This is a genomic window from Pseudomonas sp. E315, assembly GCF_055406205.1.
The window spans coordinates 118,659-134,061 of the sequence record NZ_JBUZPJ010000004.1 but is presented as its reverse complement, the minus strand read 5'-3'; the positions used below and the strand labels follow the sequence as shown (position 1 = coordinate 134,061).

Sequence of the window (15,403 nt, the reverse complement as noted above, 5' to 3'; positions counted from 1 at the left end):
TTCCACTAAAAATATTGTGCGCCGACTGCCCGCTTAGGCGGTTGGCGCACAACAATTAACGCAACGTAATCAGCCCTTGGCGTGCAACACGCGTCAGGTTACGAATTACCTGTTCAGCGTTTGCTGCACTCGGTGACTGAATCACTGCCAGGTCAAAACTGTCATCGGCAAAGCGCGCCAGCACATCCCCGTCTTCAACAAACTGAATCAAAAACGCTGACGCCCGGCCTTTGCGACGTGGCCAGCCGTCCAGATAACGCAACAAGGTCGGTTGATGTTTACCGCCCAGAAGGATTTTTGGGTTGCGAAAAGTCAGATTGGCCGTGATCGGCGCAAGACGTACAAGGGGACGTGGGTGACTCATCAATCGGTTCTCCGCCTCAAGATTCTGCGTGGCAGGTGAGAGGCAACACCGAACCAGCGCTTTAGCGGTATTTCGAGGCCTGCTTCAAGCCTCTTAGGCGTCTTTCGATCACCTGGCGCCCCGCAAGTAGCTGTTTAAATCGGCGCAAGAAAACATCCTAGATAAACCCGGTTACAACTGTCAAGAATCTCCTGCAATGAAAAAGGCCCGCTCTAGGCGGGCCTTGTAGCGTATTGAGCAGCTTACTTGGCAATCTCTCGATCGAACGATGCTTTGCCTGCGCCTTCGATCAACACTGCCACGGTGCCACCCAACAAGGCCAACGCAAACTCATAGCCGTTGTTAGCCATAAACAAGCCGTTGTTGATGTGCACCGAGAAGATCGCCACCAACAAGGTAAATGACAAACCCAATGCCGCAGGGCGAGCCAACAGGCCAATAATCAGGGCCACCCCCCCGAAAAACTCAGTACCGCCGGCCAACAACGCCATCAGTGTTCCAGGTGCCAGGCCAATGCTTTCCATCCATTGGGCTGTGCCTGCCAAGCCACCTCCGCCAAACCAGCCAAAGAGTTTTTGCGAGCCGTGGGCCGCAAAGATAATGCCGACGAAAATACGCAATACCGTCAGCCCATAACCTGCGCGGGTACTCAAAACGGTCTGGATCAATTTGCTCATGGTGTAGTCCTTTATCTCAAGTCGGGAATGGGTGCCATATTAATCAGTTTTTATCATGTTAAAAGTCGAATAAACGCAACAAAACAATCAATTTATTAGATTATTTGCGAGAAGCCAGTTTTGGTTCTTCGGGCTCCAGAGAGTCACGCTCACGGTCAAAGGCCAAAAAATATTTATTCACACTATTAACATAGCTGACCGCATTCATTCCCACCTGCTCCATGGCAATACGCTCCACCTGAAAAAACCATTGATTGGGGTTCAAGCCCCGTCGCTTGGCCTCGGCCCGCATGGCCTGCACCCGTTCGGGTCCCATGTTGTAGGCAGCCAGTACGAATGCCATGCGCTCGCGCTCGTTAAGTTTGGGGCTGGCGAAAAACTTGCGGCGAATCATGGCAAGGTACTTGGCCCCGGCCTGCACATTGCTATCAACGTTTTGAATGTTATTGACCCCCACACGCTGTGCCGCAGAAGGCGTAATTTGCAACAGCCCTGTCGCCCCGCCCGTTCCTTTTGCATTGGGGTTGAGCGTGGACTCCTTAAAAGCCAGCGCGGCCAGATTCAGCCAGTCCATACCTTGTTGGCGGGCGTGTTTTTGCAACACGGGGCGCAGCCGTTCGAGCTTTTGGCGGTCTGCTCGGGCCAGTGGGTAATGCACGCGATACAAGCGTCGGTAAACCCGTTCAAACGCCACATCTTGATCTGAAGGCGCCTTATAACTGGTCAAAAATCTATCAATACTGGCGTGTAACATGGCGGCATCACGACGCACAAACCAACGCATGGCCTTGGGTTCACTGACCAATACCTTGCGATCAAAGCGCAGTTTGGGCATCAGTGTGGCCCAGCGTTCAGCGATGGGTTTTTCAACGATGGTCAAATGAAAAATCCCGGCTTGAACCATTTCCAGAACATCTTCCACCGCCAGACTCGGATCGACCCACTCGATATTGACCGGGGGCAACTTACGCAGAGCCAATTTTTGATTGATCAAGTTAACCGACTCACCCGCCGCACTGCCTGTGGTCAGCGCCACTGTGCGGCCTGATAGCTGTTCGAAACGGGTGAATCGGCGCTCACCTTTCACCCCGACCAGCAGCAATGGCACATGATCAACGATGGGATCGCTGGGGGTTACCGCATGGGTGGGTTTTACATCAAGCAACTCGCCGGGGGCCATCAAGTCACCCTCACCGCGCAGCAAGGCACCCAGTAATTGATCTTTGGCCTTGGGGATGATTTTGAGGGTTATTTGCTGGCCGTCGCGCGCATGGCCATTGAGGTAACGTTCGAAGGCACGCAAACGATGATATTCAACCCCGATGGCCTGACCTTGCACTTCGCCGGAGCTGTTACGGCTTTGATTGACCAATACTCGCAACACTTGGCTGCTGCGAATTTGCGCCAGATCGCGAACCTGACTCGGCTGCCCAGCCTGTAACGGCCCAGCCAATCGTGCCGTCGCCGCAACGGGCAATAGCATCAGGCACAACGCAATCCAGCGCGTAAATTTCGTCATCCGGTCTCCGCAAAGAATACAGTCCAGCTCGGTGTCGGATTACCCGACAACCGGTCACCCCCTGTAGGGTTTCAAGCGCTGGAAACGGTGCGCAATGCACTCAATGCGGCCTATAACAAATGGAGCAAAGCGTGCATGCGGCATTCAAAGACAACCATAACTGTCTGTAGTTCTTGGTTTTTCTTATAAATCTACAGCTCTGATATGCTTCGCGGCCTGTGGCCTGAGGTAGCACCATGCAACTCATCGATATCGGCGTCAACCTGACCAACCCAAGCTTTGACGGTAAACACCAAGCCGTTTTGGAGCGTGCTTACGCGGCAGGCGTTAGCCAATTGGTGCTTACCGGCACCAGTATTGAAGGCAGTGAACTGGCCTTACAACTGTGCCGCGAGCTGGACGACAGCGCTCAGCGTTTGTTCACAACAGCGGGCATTCACCCGCACTCGGCCAGCGAGTGGAATGGTGACAGTGAACAGCGCTTGCTGGCCTTGCTTAAGGCACCCAATGTGCGCGCTGTAGGCGAATGCGGGTTGGACTTCAACCGCAACTTCTCGCCTCGCCCACAGCAAGAAAAAGTGCTGGAGCAACACTTGGCAATGGCCGTCGAATTGCAAATGCCGGTCTTTTTGCATGAGCGTGATGCCAATCAGCGCTTGCTTGAAATCCTGCGCGATTACCGTGATCGCCTCCCTGCGGCAGTGGTGCATTGTTTTACTGGCGAAAAGCGGGCGCTGTTTAGCTATCTGGATCTGGATTTGCACATCGGGATCACGGGCTGGATTTGCGACGAGCGACGCGGCACACATTTGCACCCACTGGTTCGTGACATCCCGCGCGGGCGCTTGATGCTTGAAAGCGATGCGCCGTATTTGCTGCCCCGCACGCTGCGACCAAAGCCCAAAAGTGGCCGTAACGAACCTGCCTACTTGCCTGAGGTGCTGCGCGAAGTGGCCGTGCACCGCGGCGAAACCGAGCAAGACCTTGCAGCTCACACGACCGCCTGCGCCCGTGCTTTTTTTAGCCTGCCCGAACTGGCTGACGAGTCGACCCCTCTGCAATCTTGACCCACATCAACAAGGTCTTCTCTGACTGAGGGCACAATGATGGCACCTTGCCTATATTGTTTCCGCCAAATCAGAGAAGACCTTCCATGGGTGCCTGGCTTAGCAACATCTCGCTCAAATACAAATTCTGGGCCGTTAACGCGGTGGCGTTTGTCACTACGTTGCTGCTGGTGCTGTACGCCGTGCAGCTCGAACAACAATCGCGTAGCGACGCTGCGCAAGCTAACGCTCAAGCTCAGGCTCACTTACTCAAGGCCTGGCCTGCCGGGCAAGCCTTGCCTGAAGCCGAGTTTTTGCTACCGATTCATCCCGGCCAACCTCCCACCCTCAACGATCAACCCTTGCCACAACTGAGCAACGCAAACGGCTGGGTTTCGATCAATCGCATGCCGTTTTTCGGAACCAACCCGCTGCTGGGCGCTGATGTAATCACCCGCGATAACGGTCAAAAAGTTGCCGTCCTCGCGTACGCGCCAAGCTTGGCCCAAGTGTTCGTTGAGCGCTTGGCCAATTACGCCGTGGCGGTTTTAGTGCTGATGCTGGCCATGCTCTGTGCCTCGCAGTTGCTGATCCGCTTTTTGCTCAGCCAGCTCAACACCCTTAAAGACGTGATGCTGGATGTTGAAAAAACCGGTGACTTGTCAGCCCGCGTCCCGCTGGCATGCACCGATGAAGTCGGGCAAATGGCCGGTGCGTTTAACGCCATGCAGGCGGGCTACCAACGCATCGTCAACACGGTGGCTGAAACCGCCGCACAGCTAGACATCGGCGCCATACGATTGGCCAGCAGCATGGACGAAGTGCGCAATGGCATGTTGGGCCAGCAGAGCGAAACTGATCAGGCCGCGACCGCGATCAATGAAATGTCGGCCACCGTGTACCACATCTCCCAACACGCAAGCGCCACCCGCGACTTGTCACAAACCGCCGACACACTGGCGGGCAGCGGCCAGCAAGTAGTCATTCGGGTGCAGGAGTCCATCACCAGCTTGTCCAATGGTGTGCAGCAAACGGCCGAGATGATCCAGCAACTGGCGCAGGACAGCCAAAAGATTAACGGCGTGGTCAATGTGATTCACAGTATTGCCGAGCAAACCAATCTGCTGGCCCTGAACGCGGCCATTGAAGCTGCACGCGCAGGCGAAATGGGACGAGGCTTTGCCGTGGTTGCCGATGAAGTGCGCAACCTGGCCAAGCGCGTGCAAACCTCCACCGACGAAATCACCTTGATGGTCTCAGCCTTGCAGGCGGGCACCCGCGACGCTGTGGACTTCATGCAGGAAAGCTCGTTCAAGGCCGATGACTGCGTGCAACAAGCTCAAGAAGCCGGTGAAGCCCTGGCCGAAATCACCAGCGCAGTGGCGCAAATGCGCGAAAGCAACACGCAAATTGCCGTTGCCGCCGAACAGCAAAGCCAAGTCGCAGAAGAAATGAACCGGGCCGTGGTGAGCATTCGCGATGTCACGGAAAACACCGTGCAACAAACCGTCGACTCCGCCACGACCAGCAATCAACTGGCAACCCTGGCCGGGGAGCTGAATCGGGCCATTGGCCAGTTAAAACTATAAGGCCCATAGCCAGACTCGATTCGCCGCCAGCCCATCACACGCCTATCCTTCGTTCATCCGGCCCAGCCATCAATGGGCCATTGAACAAGGAGTGCAATCATGGGCAAACGTCATCCCAACCTACCTGCCTGGCAATGGCGCTCGAACCCAAAGGTTCATCAAAACGCCACGCATCAGGTTATCAATCTGATCGCCGTACCAATGATGGTGCTGGCTTTTTTGCTGCTGGCCTCGGGCATCTTTAGCAACTCTGCGCCAAACGCTGTGATTGGTCTTGTCACCCTGTTTGCTGCGCTGGGCTTGCAACACCAAGGCAATAAGCTCGAAGACAACACCTCCAATCAGCAACGCAGCCAAACGTTCTGATTAACCAAAGACGGTAACGGTCTGGCGGCTAATCGCGATCAGTTCGCCACTTGGGGCCCAGAGATTGGCCGCCACATGGCCGTAGCCATCGCGGGCATGCTCAATCACTGCTAGGTATTTGCACCAGTCCAAAGTGCTGGCCAGTGGCAGCGGCTGCACAAACTCAACTGTCCAAGTCAGCGTGCTGCCTGCGGTGGGCTTGTTCAGCAACGGCAACAGCGCAGGGGGCCAGGCATCGACCAATGCCAGTAAATGGGTTTCGGTCAGAGGCTCGTCATGCACATCGCCTGCTAAACGCACCCAGCCGCCCATTTCACGCGTGCCACGCCCGGTAAAGGGCAAGGCCCCCACGGCCCACTCCATCGACAGGTGGCGCATGAACTCAGGCGTGATGCCCTTGATGTAGGGCAACAGCGTGCAGTCTTGCGGTGCCTTCATCTCGGGCGCTGGCAAACTCTCGATACTGGCCGCTGATGCGCGAGAGGCGCCAAAGCTGCCTTGCACCAAGGTCACCACTTGGCCATTTTGCACGGCACGACCCAGCACTTGGCTGACTGCCTTGCCTTCGCGCAATACTTCAACTTCAAAACTGATCGACACATCCGGCTCAGCTGGCCCCACAAAGGTTACCGCCAATGACCGCAGAACGCGCTCTGGCGCCACTTGGGCACGCATGGCTTCGTACTGCAAAGCCACCACCAAACCGCCGAAACTGGCACGTCCCTGCCCCCAATCTGCCGGGATCGTCACGTCCAGCGGGTTCTTGCGTACGGCCTCGACCAATTCAGAAAACTGCATGAGCACCTCAAAAGCAGATAAATACGGCGCGATACTACTCACCCGTCTGACATGACACAGCGCTTATATCCGCCAAATCATCTGCCGAAAGGGCCTACGAGTGAAAACAGGCCGCGCTTAACTTGATCAATGCCCGGTCGGCGCGCTTTTCTCCACGCACCAAGGTTGCGCGCCATTGTTCGACGCAGGGCTGCAAGTCGGGGTGTTGTTCAGCTTGCTGCAACCACTGCCAAGCGTCGTGCCATTCGCCCAACGCCTTTTGCGCTTCTTTCAAGCGAGTGGTCACTCTCACGGGTAAGCGATCCAGCTCGGGATAAGCTTCAGCGCCATAACGCACCCGTTTAATCAATAGCCTCACGCGATGCCGGTCGTGCCCGGGGTCATTCAGCGCTTTTTCCAACGTTTGCCACTGCTTACCCAGCACCGATTCGATGCGCTGGCGCAAACCACGCAAAAAACCCTCTCGTTGCGAAGCACGGAGAAAACGCGGGAATACCTCCACAATCATCAGCAGTTGAGCCAACTGCGCACTCTCGGCCACCTTTGCATAGCTGCCCGATAACTGCTCCACCCGACGCGCTGCCAGCGTTGGATGACCCTGCTTTTGCAAATGTGCCACCAACACTTCCAGATCACGCAGTGGCGTGGTTAAAACACCAACTTGCGAAGCGGACATTTCCAGTTGCACCACACCGGGTAAGCCCCGTAATGGCCGCAAAACGCTGCGCAATCTGCGAACCGTGGTGCGCAAATCGTGCAATGCCTCAGGATCAGTGTTGGCCTCCAAGCGTGCCTGACAGGCCAATAATTTGACCTCCAGACGCACAAGGTTCGCCACAATCCGGTCAACCAACTCAGACATCCTTTACTCCTCCGTCACGCCAAGGGATTAACGCCCGGCGCGAGACTCACGAATATAAAAACGCGCTTTCTCGGCTTTTTTAGTACAGCCTTCAAACGCTTCAAATTGTTGTTGAGTTTTAGCCCCCGTCAGTAAAGACAAGGCTTTGGAATAACTAATAGTGCCGGCAAACCCTTCTGCCTTGGCCAAATCAAGCTCATGCCACGCGGCATCCAACTGCGACCCGCAACTGTCGCGATAAGCAGTTTTACCTGCGCAACCGGCTAACGCCAAGGCCATCAACGGCACACAAATCCAAGCTTTCATGGTGTATTCCTTAAAAATGAAGGTTCAGTGCAGGCTAAGACGAGCAATAAACGTAAAAGTGCCCCAACGGTTGCCAGCATGCCCAAGCCTAGCTTGTCGAATGCCAAATGCTGTCACTACGCTCAACAAAAAGGCATTGTGAGCACCTGAATGACGAAGGATCGAGTCATGAACAAACGTATTGCACTGGTATTAGGCTCTGGTGGCGCCCGAGGTTATGCCCACATCGGCGTAATTGAAGAACTGGAACGCCGGGGTTACAACATCGCCTGCATTGCCGGTTGCTCAATGGGCGCTGTAGTGGGCGGGATCTATGCGGCAGGCAAACTTGATGAGTATCGCGACTGGATTCAGAGCCTGGACTACCTCGATGTATTGCGTCTGGTGGACGTCAGTTTCCGTCTGGGCGCCATTCGCGGCGAAAAAGTCTTCGGCCAGATCCGTAACATCGTGGGCGAAATAAATATTGAAGACCTGCGTATTCCTTATACGGCCGTTGCCACCGACCTCACCCACCAGCAAGAAATCTGGTTTCAGGAGGGTTGCCTGCACCAAGCCATGCGCGCCTCAGCAGCTATCCCCAGCCTCTTTACACCTGTGATGCAAGGGAATCGCATGCTGGTGGATGGCGGCTTGCTCAACCCGCTGCCCATTGTTCCTGTGGTGTCCAGCCACTGCGACCTGATCATTGCGGTCAACCTCAATTCAACCAGCCAAAACAATTATCAACTGCCTGTTATCCAGCGGCCTGCGGCGTTCAAAAGCCGCTTTGAGCATGTGATGAACTCGCTGGGCTCACATATACCCTTTCGCAACAAACACGCTGAGCAGTTGCTTAATCTTGAGCAAGAAATGCTCAAACCCTTGATTGAGCCTCTTGAAGAGCTGCCTAACCCCTGGATCGAATCAGCCCGCCCTAAAGCCCAACAACCCGCAGCAGCGCCAACAAGTGAAGGCGCGCCCAAGTCTGCCACGGGCTCATTTATCATCGATAACGTTGGCCCGGCCTCGCTGCTGGATTTGATCAACCAAAGCTTTGAGGTGATGCAAACCTCCTTGGCGCAATACAAAATTGCTGGCTACCCGCCAGACATCCTGATTAACGTGCCAAAGCGCGTGTGCCGTTTTTTCGAGTTTTACAAAGCCCCCGAATTGATCGCTTTGGGCCGCGAAATTGCCAGCGATACGCTGGACCGCTATGAAGCCGAACAACGGCCTCACTCCTAAAAGATACCCGCCAAGCGCGATGCGCTTGGCGGGCAACATCAGCCCCTAACCTTATTGCACTTCACCCGAGACATCGGTGAACGCCTGTTGAGCGCGTTCGGTCAGCTCAACAATCAGCGCTTGGATACTGGCCTCCCGCGCATCAATGATGCTTTGCAGTTCATCAAGATAGGCATCGGACTGCTTGTCCGGAAAAAGGCCTGCCAATTGCTCGATTTGCTTTCTGGCATGAGTCGCGATTGCCTCAAATTGAAGGGCGTGTTTTTTCTTCAAAAAATCAATCCAAAATGACTCTTTTAATATGGACTCTTGCACCGCACCGGATTCGTTCAATGCTCGCAGGCCTACCCTCAAGGTATTGATATCGGCATCCATATTAGAATCGTAGCTTCTCACCAGACTCTCAAATAGCATCGATTCCGGCTGCATCGGCAACTTAAACTCCTCCCTTAAGCTGACCCGGTAATATAAAGTCACTTCAATTTTGTCCACCGTTGGATTTTCCTGGAATAGCTCATCAGCTTTTACGGCCGATGCATCATCAATTAACCTCAAGTAACACATACCTTCTGCCAGCGCCAACAGTCGACCCTCGGCCACGCCCCCCTGTAACAAAGGAACTGAATACGAAGTCAAGACTAAAAGTTCAAGCTTGTTGAACGTAATAATAGCGCCATCACCGCAAGTGCCTGCACCGTATGTACCACTGTAGACAGTATTGCGTAACTCTGTATTTTCTCGAAGCGACTCCAACAACGCCTTAACACGCTGAGTCAGCTGAATCCTTCGTTCATCACTCGCGGTGTAATCTGATGACTTAGTCAAATCACTTAATAGTCTTAATAAATCTGTTGAGGAAGGGGTGCTGTTTCGATCCGCCGTTATTTTGGCCCATAACTCATGCCAGGGTCTCATGTGCGAAAATTCGATACCGGCCATCCATTGAGCCACGGGGGTTTGTGCAGACTGAACATGTTCGATACCCGGAATACCGCCCCCAAAGTTAATCCCTGACTCCAGCCGATACCGTTCTACCCTTTGCATCACCCGATCAGACAGTGGATTTTCATGCAGGTAGGTAGCACCATTAATAGTTGCCATCTGTGGATGCATAAACACAGCTTCAGGAATATCGACAATCGAATTTTCACGTAAATCCAAGTAATTCAATTGAGACTGGCGCTCAGCCCCTATAGGCCACTGATTAATCCCCGTCCCTCTTAAACTCAGGTGCCGTAAGTTTGGCATTGCCGTGATATCCGGTGTTGCTTCAAGTGGACAATGGTCAAGCACTAAGTTCTCTAGATACGTCAGGCCTGATATCAGCTCAATCGTTTGTGTGGTCAACGGCATCCCCGCATGTAGGATTTGAAGATGTGCCAAACGACTCATTTCACTGACCGTGGCCGGTAAATAACTAAAATAGCTACCGCCAATAATAAGCGTCTTGAGTTTTCTGAAATTATTTAAAAAAACCTCATAAGCAGGTGCGTGGTCAATCGGCACACTGCCAGCCTGACGATCGTGCTGAATATACAAATATGAAACATGGCTAAAATCTGCTGCCATCAGTGTGGGGAGAGTCACTTCAAAGCCATGTGTAATCGTCATTGCGTACCCGGTAAAAATACCATTTGCGTCATACCTTTCAGGTGTCTCACGGCGCCAGGCCTTAAGTATTTCTTCGCGTATAAAAAAACGTGTATGGCGTGCAAACACATTGGGTTCATACTGCGAGCCGACCCATCTGTTTAGCTCATTACTGAGGGTTTCGTACTCAAGCCGCCGCCGATCAAGCTCAATAACCAGCTGTGGCCCTTCCACGTTGAGTGAGCGGGCAAACGCATTGGCCTGTGACACGTTAAAACTGGGGTATAGACTCCTGATTTTTTGAAGTTGCTCACTGGGAAATAACCTGCCTGTGACTTCAGACCACAGGCCACGTATTGATAAGGGATAAGCGATGGTTGATATATCAATATTCATGGGAGGTGCTAACCATTCAGGTAGCACTTTTTTGCCTAATACTCCTTTTGAATAGTCCCTCTGTTGTGCTGCTTTCTGACCCAAGTGACGCTGCAACACAGGCAAGCCTTCTTCTTTGGCTACGGACAGAGCGCTTCGCTCTGGCTCACTCAAAAACCGACGCACCGCAAACAATAATGGGCTGCCTTTATCGTGTGTGCCCTCTAGACGCTCACCGTGCTCATTAGCGGCAATATAACCTTCATCGTTTTTGAGCAACACTTTTCGCCGGGGTTTGGTTTTATCACCTATTTGCTCAAGCAATGTTCCAGGTGCTGCTGCATCATAGACCTCTATTCGACTGTCTGTTGGCCAGCCCGGTAATGTCACCAAGGTTTCCAATTGCAAACGATGTGTATCGCGGTTAGCCAGTTCCTGTTTAAACATTCCCTCAAGCGCTCGATTGAACTCAACCTCTTTAAGCGTCCAGCTGGCTTGTTCGGAAAAGCGCAAGGGCAAACGCCCGTCATCCAACAGCTTTAATTCAACATTCGTCGCCTGCTGAAGCATTTTTTCAATAACACTTTTAGGCAGTGCTGGGTAAGCGTCTGCAATTACCCGAGCACGGGAATCAACCACTGTCGTGCGTTGGGTGTAAAGCGACTCAAACATCGGATCAATCAGTTCGGTCGCACGGTCTGCAATTTTTTCGGCCAGCCTCACAATACGTTGCTCAATACTCAACTGCCCATTGCCTAAAAGCACACCCATGACTGTTTCATCTGCTCGCTCCACTAACAGCGTTAGCAGTTGAGGGCTCCTAAACTCTTCGAGTGTCATTTTTATAATCGGTGCTTGCGGTTTACGTGGCCCTGCATACTCCTTCCTGAGCCCTCCCTGTTCATCAAAAAATTGAAGCGTATGACTTTCCACAAATTCAGGCATGCGCAATAGCACAAACAATTGAATATCAGGATCAAGGTATTCCGCGCTTGCATAGTTGCGCATTTTTTCAATAAACATTTTAAGTTCATCAAGCAAATTGAAGCGCTGACAGGTATCCAACAACAAAGGGGGTGGCGCAACATTATTTCTATGCACCTGACGCATACCACCCTCGCTAACACCTGTGATTGCCAAAATGTCTTTAATAGAGCGATCTGACCAATGGTGCATGGCATGTCCCAAACGCCGAAAGAGTTTCTCTGCGGGCCACTCCAAAGGTTCTTCCATCGAAAGCCGCCACGTACCCGTTTCATTATGTTCAAGTGTAGGGGCATCCACGGGGTTGCCTTCTGGAAGAGCCAATTTAAATTTTTGCTTATGAGAGTCAAACTCAATCTGAAAGACACGATCATTCAGAGGCAAATATTGTTCACCCTCAAGACGATAAATGCCTAAGTGATCGGCTTTTAGCCCTGGGCTCAATATCACATCACGTTCATACGCCACTAACTTAGCCTGATCTAAATGCAGCTCGCCATTCGCTGATCGTTGCGCCGCTATTCGATCACCCAAGGTAGTGCGCAAGCCATTGGTATCTACAGCGCTGCCCATGCCCAAAACAACGCGTTCTGCTGGAGTCAGTGCTGCGGCAATCGCCAGATAGAAACTGTCGGTGCTTTCTACCACTGGCGTCTGGTTGGCCAGATCTGAGTCGGCGTTTCTATAAACACCCTTGCCTAAGTAGTGAAGTTCAATGGTTGTATCGTGTGGCCCAGTGCGAGCATAAGGTGTAGAAACAGCACCCGTTTGCATATCGGTAAATACCAAACGGCGCTTCAGCTTAGTATTTAATAACTCCACCGCAAATGTCCTGGCCCACAGATCGTTATCAGGATGGTAAGGCCTTGGGTAATAAACCGAGTCAATGGCCAAGTTCGCACGTTCAAACTTCTGATACGCAAGCAATTGATTGTAAAGCTGACCAGGTAACTGGAGTTGTTCACGCAGGCGTTTGAGTTGGTGGGGCGCCAGTTCGGTTTTCTGTAAAAATTCTCGCGCGCCCGCCTCAGATAGTCCAGCCACTCCCCCTCTGAGCGTTGTAATCTCTGGGCTAAGCGGGTCTATTTGAACAGGCCACCTGTCAGGCAAAAACTGTTGCCCTTCAGCCTTGGCAGCCCAAGGGTGATTTTTTGTGAGGCCTTCAAAATCATACAACGCCTCAAATAAAGCCGACCGATGCCAACGGGCATAGTTCGCCATAAGTTCACGGATAACTGCAACCCGGCCCTTTTCGTTGCGCTCTTTATTCGTCTCTCGACCTAATAAAGAGCTGTCGGGCAATTGATCAAGAATAGCCCGAAACAACTGATCTCCAGACACGCCTTCCACACGACTGTCGTAACGACCAACATAGAGATCTGACTCAAGGCGCTTAACCGAAATAATCCTGGCGGGCTCAACCAAGCCATGAGTTTTGTTATACGACTCGATCAGCGCCCCTGCCATATCAAACACGTGCAATTGGGCATCCTGGGGCCAACTGTCTAACTGCGTAAGCAACCCAAGCATCACTTGATGACCCGTATGAGGTAACTGGTTCGCTTGAATGAAGGTGTTGCACAGATGGTCAATGACCTTATCGGCATGTAAGCGACGCACAGCATCCAGTAAGCGAGCAGGCGCAGGCTGGCCAGCCCAAACGTCGTCAAGTATGGAGCGCTCAATGCCCGTACTTTTAAGCATCTTGTCTAATGGCGTGTGGGCAAAAGGTATTGAGTTGGCGGGCAGCATTCGCTGCAATAGATCAATATCTGACAGATTGTGTATATCGTCGATGGCGAGCCGCCAAAGCTGTGTTGCTGTGTCGAGCACCACCACAGGCCTGAATGCGGCTGGGTCAGGGTGCACCAGACAAAACTGCTTGCGATGAGCGTCGTACAGCACTTGGGCGGCAATCAGTTTGCCTGCGGCACTTAGCTTTACGTACGAATACTCTCCAATCTGGTAAATGCTCTGCCCATTCACCGATCGCCCTTCAAGCAAACTCACATCGACTTGCTGATACAACTCAGTGGTTGGAACCCATAACTCATGTTCCCCGTCCTCGCGCTTGACCTTTTTCGGCTCACCCATTGCCGACCATAGGGCCTTCATCCGTTTGCCGTGGGCACTCTGGGCTACCACTGAAAGCTTGATGCTGAGAATCAGGTCAAGGGAATCGGCCAACCCGCTGGCCAAGGTCTCATGCTCACCTTTAGTCGCCGATAAAGCCCCACTGATCAAGCTGTACCCTAGCGAGCCGCCCATTGCTAACAACATGATCTTGTTCAGCCCGGTCACCCCACCCGGTAGAGGCAAGGTCAACAACTCAAGCACTTCACCCGCGATCTGGCTGACACGTTCGCGCAGTGCATTGAGGTCGCTCTCTGATCGGCTATTGGCCAATAAGCTCAGGTCTTCCCGGTATCGAGCCACTTGCCGTGAGGCAACAGCATTGGCCAGGCCAAACTTGGGCTGCGCCAGCGGGCGGCCCACCACCCGAAAGCGCTCAAAACTCTCGTCGGTAAATCTCAACGTGTCTGGGGAATAGTTAAGGGCTTTCGCTAACCTGAGGCGGTCTTCATCAACCATCTTGGGCGGCGTGCGCAACTTTTGGAGTTGCGCCAGTTGCTGAGCCGACAGTTGGGATGTGAACCAATTCAGATTGTTATGTGTGTGGCTGGTTTTCAGTGATTGTTTAAATACCTGCAACGCCTGTGCGACGGACTCATGGTAAAGAAATGCCCCGCCATGACGTTGCGGGAAGTAACTCAATACGGCTGATTCAGCCTGGGCCTGAATAAAAACCAGAGGATAATACGCGCCGTCTGTTACTTCATTTGCCGTTAAGGTCAGCTGTGCCTGCCCCTGCTCAATCAAGCGTTTAAAGCGAGCATAGACTGCAGGGCTCACGCCACTGGTGTCAGCCGTTCTCAAGGCCTCAAGTAACTCAAACTGGATACAAGCCTGACTGGCCTCGTGTATCAGGGCATATAAAGGGGCACCTTCAGTCAATGACGCATTAATTTCATCTTTTAGTTGTTGCCCCAGATCCAGCCTTCGCGCAATGGCTATGAATGCCTTGACCGACAGACTCGATGCCTGAGTACCGCTAATAAAACTGGCCGTTTCATAACTATCACCGCTGCTTTGTACAACGCCTGTGCTGAAACCAAAGTTAAGACAAGCCGCCTGCCATAAGCTCATGGATTGAATGTGGAGTTTGAATTTTGATTCATCCAACGCCCTGCGCTGACGCTTTAAACCCAACGTTTCTTTGACGGCACTCCAAAACGATGGCGGCTCAATAACCTCCCCATAACGGGTGTTTAACTGCATCGTTTCGGGGTTGAGTGACTCACCTGTCGCGTCTTTGAGTGCAGCCACTAAACGAGCGAGTCCCTTCTCTTTGAAGTGGCTTTTGATCCGGTTATTTTCTGCGTCAACCTTTGCCAGAGCGGCGTGGGCAGCGCGTTGAAGCTGCGAATACTCTCGCAATTGCTCAGCGCTCAGGCGGGTAAAATTTTGCTTGGTTCGCTCATGTAAAAAACGCAACGCCTCTTGTTGCTGCCATTCAGAATGCGAGAACAATAAAGGGCCGCTAGCGTTATCTATCACTACGGGAGTTGACATTATTTAAAGCTCTAGAGTTAGGGAAAACGACTCTAGCTATTGCATTCCAGCGTGCGGCGTTAACTAT

General features: G+C 52.7%; 11 protein-coding genes. 4 read left to right on the top strand and 7 right to left on the bottom strand.

Annotated features, from left to right (window positions below; all coding sequences use genetic code 11):
- Nucleotides 1–55 precede the first annotated feature (55 nt).
- The 3 genes from ACZRJQ_RS07825 to ACZRJQ_RS07815 all read right to left on the bottom strand — a co-directional run bounded on the left by ACZRJQ_RS07825 (nt 56) and on the right by ACZRJQ_RS07815 (nt 2,560).
- Complete coding sequence (locus ACZRJQ_RS07825; RefSeq protein WP_463977798.1) at nt 56–364, bottom strand: class I SAM-dependent methyltransferase; 309 nt, start codon at nt 362–364, stop codon at nt 56–58.
- Between the two features lie 242 nt (nt 365–606).
- Entirely contained in the window at nt 607–1,041 is a 435-nt protein-coding gene (locus ACZRJQ_RS07820) for a DoxX family protein (RefSeq protein WP_463977797.1), read from the bottom strand.
- A 100-nt stretch (nt 1,042–1,141) separates the two neighbouring features.
- A complete protein-coding gene (locus tag ACZRJQ_RS07815) occupies nt 1,142–2,560 on the bottom strand; it encodes an MltF family protein (RefSeq protein WP_463977796.1) in 1,419 nt (472 codons plus the stop codon).
- A gap of 236 nt (nt 2,561–2,796) precedes the next feature.
- Between ACZRJQ_RS07815 and ACZRJQ_RS07810 the strand changes: the two genes are divergently transcribed.
- From ACZRJQ_RS07810 to ACZRJQ_RS07800, 3 genes are all read left to right on the top strand, one after another.
- A complete protein-coding gene (locus ACZRJQ_RS07810) occupies nt 2,797–3,627 on the top strand; it encodes a TatD family hydrolase (protein ID WP_463977795.1) in 831 nt (276 codons plus the stop codon).
- 86 nt (nt 3,628–3,713) lie between these two features.
- The gene (locus ACZRJQ_RS07805; RefSeq protein ID WP_463977794.1) at nt 3,714–5,195 is read left to right on the top strand and encodes a methyl-accepting chemotaxis protein; all 1,482 of its coding nucleotides are present in this window, start codon (nt 3,714–3,716) and stop codon (nt 5,193–5,195) included.
- 99 nt (nt 5,196–5,294) lie between these two features.
- Entirely contained in the window at nt 5,295–5,561 is a 267-nt protein-coding gene (locus tag ACZRJQ_RS07800) for a terminase (RefSeq protein ID WP_463977793.1), read from the top strand.
- On the opposite strand, the gene ACZRJQ_RS07795 is transcribed toward ACZRJQ_RS07800, so the two are convergent.
- The 3 genes from ACZRJQ_RS07795 to ACZRJQ_RS07785 form a co-directional block, all read right to left on the bottom strand.
- Complete coding sequence (locus ACZRJQ_RS07795; RefSeq protein WP_463977792.1) at nt 5,562–6,359, bottom strand: acyl-CoA thioesterase; 798 nt, start codon at nt 6,357–6,359, stop codon at nt 5,562–5,564. It lies immediately after the preceding gene.
- A gap of 94 nt (nt 6,360–6,453) precedes the next feature.
- Complete coding sequence (locus ACZRJQ_RS07790) at nt 6,454–7,221, bottom strand: CHAD domain-containing protein (RefSeq protein ID WP_463977791.1); 768 nt, start codon at nt 7,219–7,221, stop codon at nt 6,454–6,456.
- 27 nt (nt 7,222–7,248) lie between these two features.
- Nucleotides 7,249–7,527, bottom strand: coding sequence for a hypothetical protein (locus ACZRJQ_RS07785; RefSeq protein ID WP_463977790.1), 279 nt, complete (start codon nt 7,525–7,527; stop codon nt 7,249–7,251).
- Between the two features lie 168 nt (nt 7,528–7,695).
- Between ACZRJQ_RS07785 and ACZRJQ_RS07780 the strand changes: the two genes are divergently transcribed.
- On the top strand, nt 7,696–8,754 hold the full coding sequence (locus ACZRJQ_RS07780; RefSeq protein ID WP_463977789.1) for a patatin-like phospholipase family protein: 1,059 nt from the start codon (nt 7,696–7,698) through the stop codon (nt 8,752–8,754).
- A 51-nt stretch (nt 8,755–8,805) separates the two neighbouring features.
- Here the strand turns inward: ACZRJQ_RS07780 and ACZRJQ_RS07775 are convergent, their stop codons facing one another.
- Nucleotides 8,806–15,336 carry an NEL-type E3 ubiquitin ligase domain-containing protein gene (locus ACZRJQ_RS07775; RefSeq protein WP_463977788.1) on the bottom strand — a complete coding sequence of 2,177 codons (6,531 nt, stop codon included), beginning with the start codon at nt 15,334–15,336 and terminating at the stop codon, nt 8,806–8,808.
- Nucleotides 15,337–15,403 lie beyond the last annotated feature (67 nt).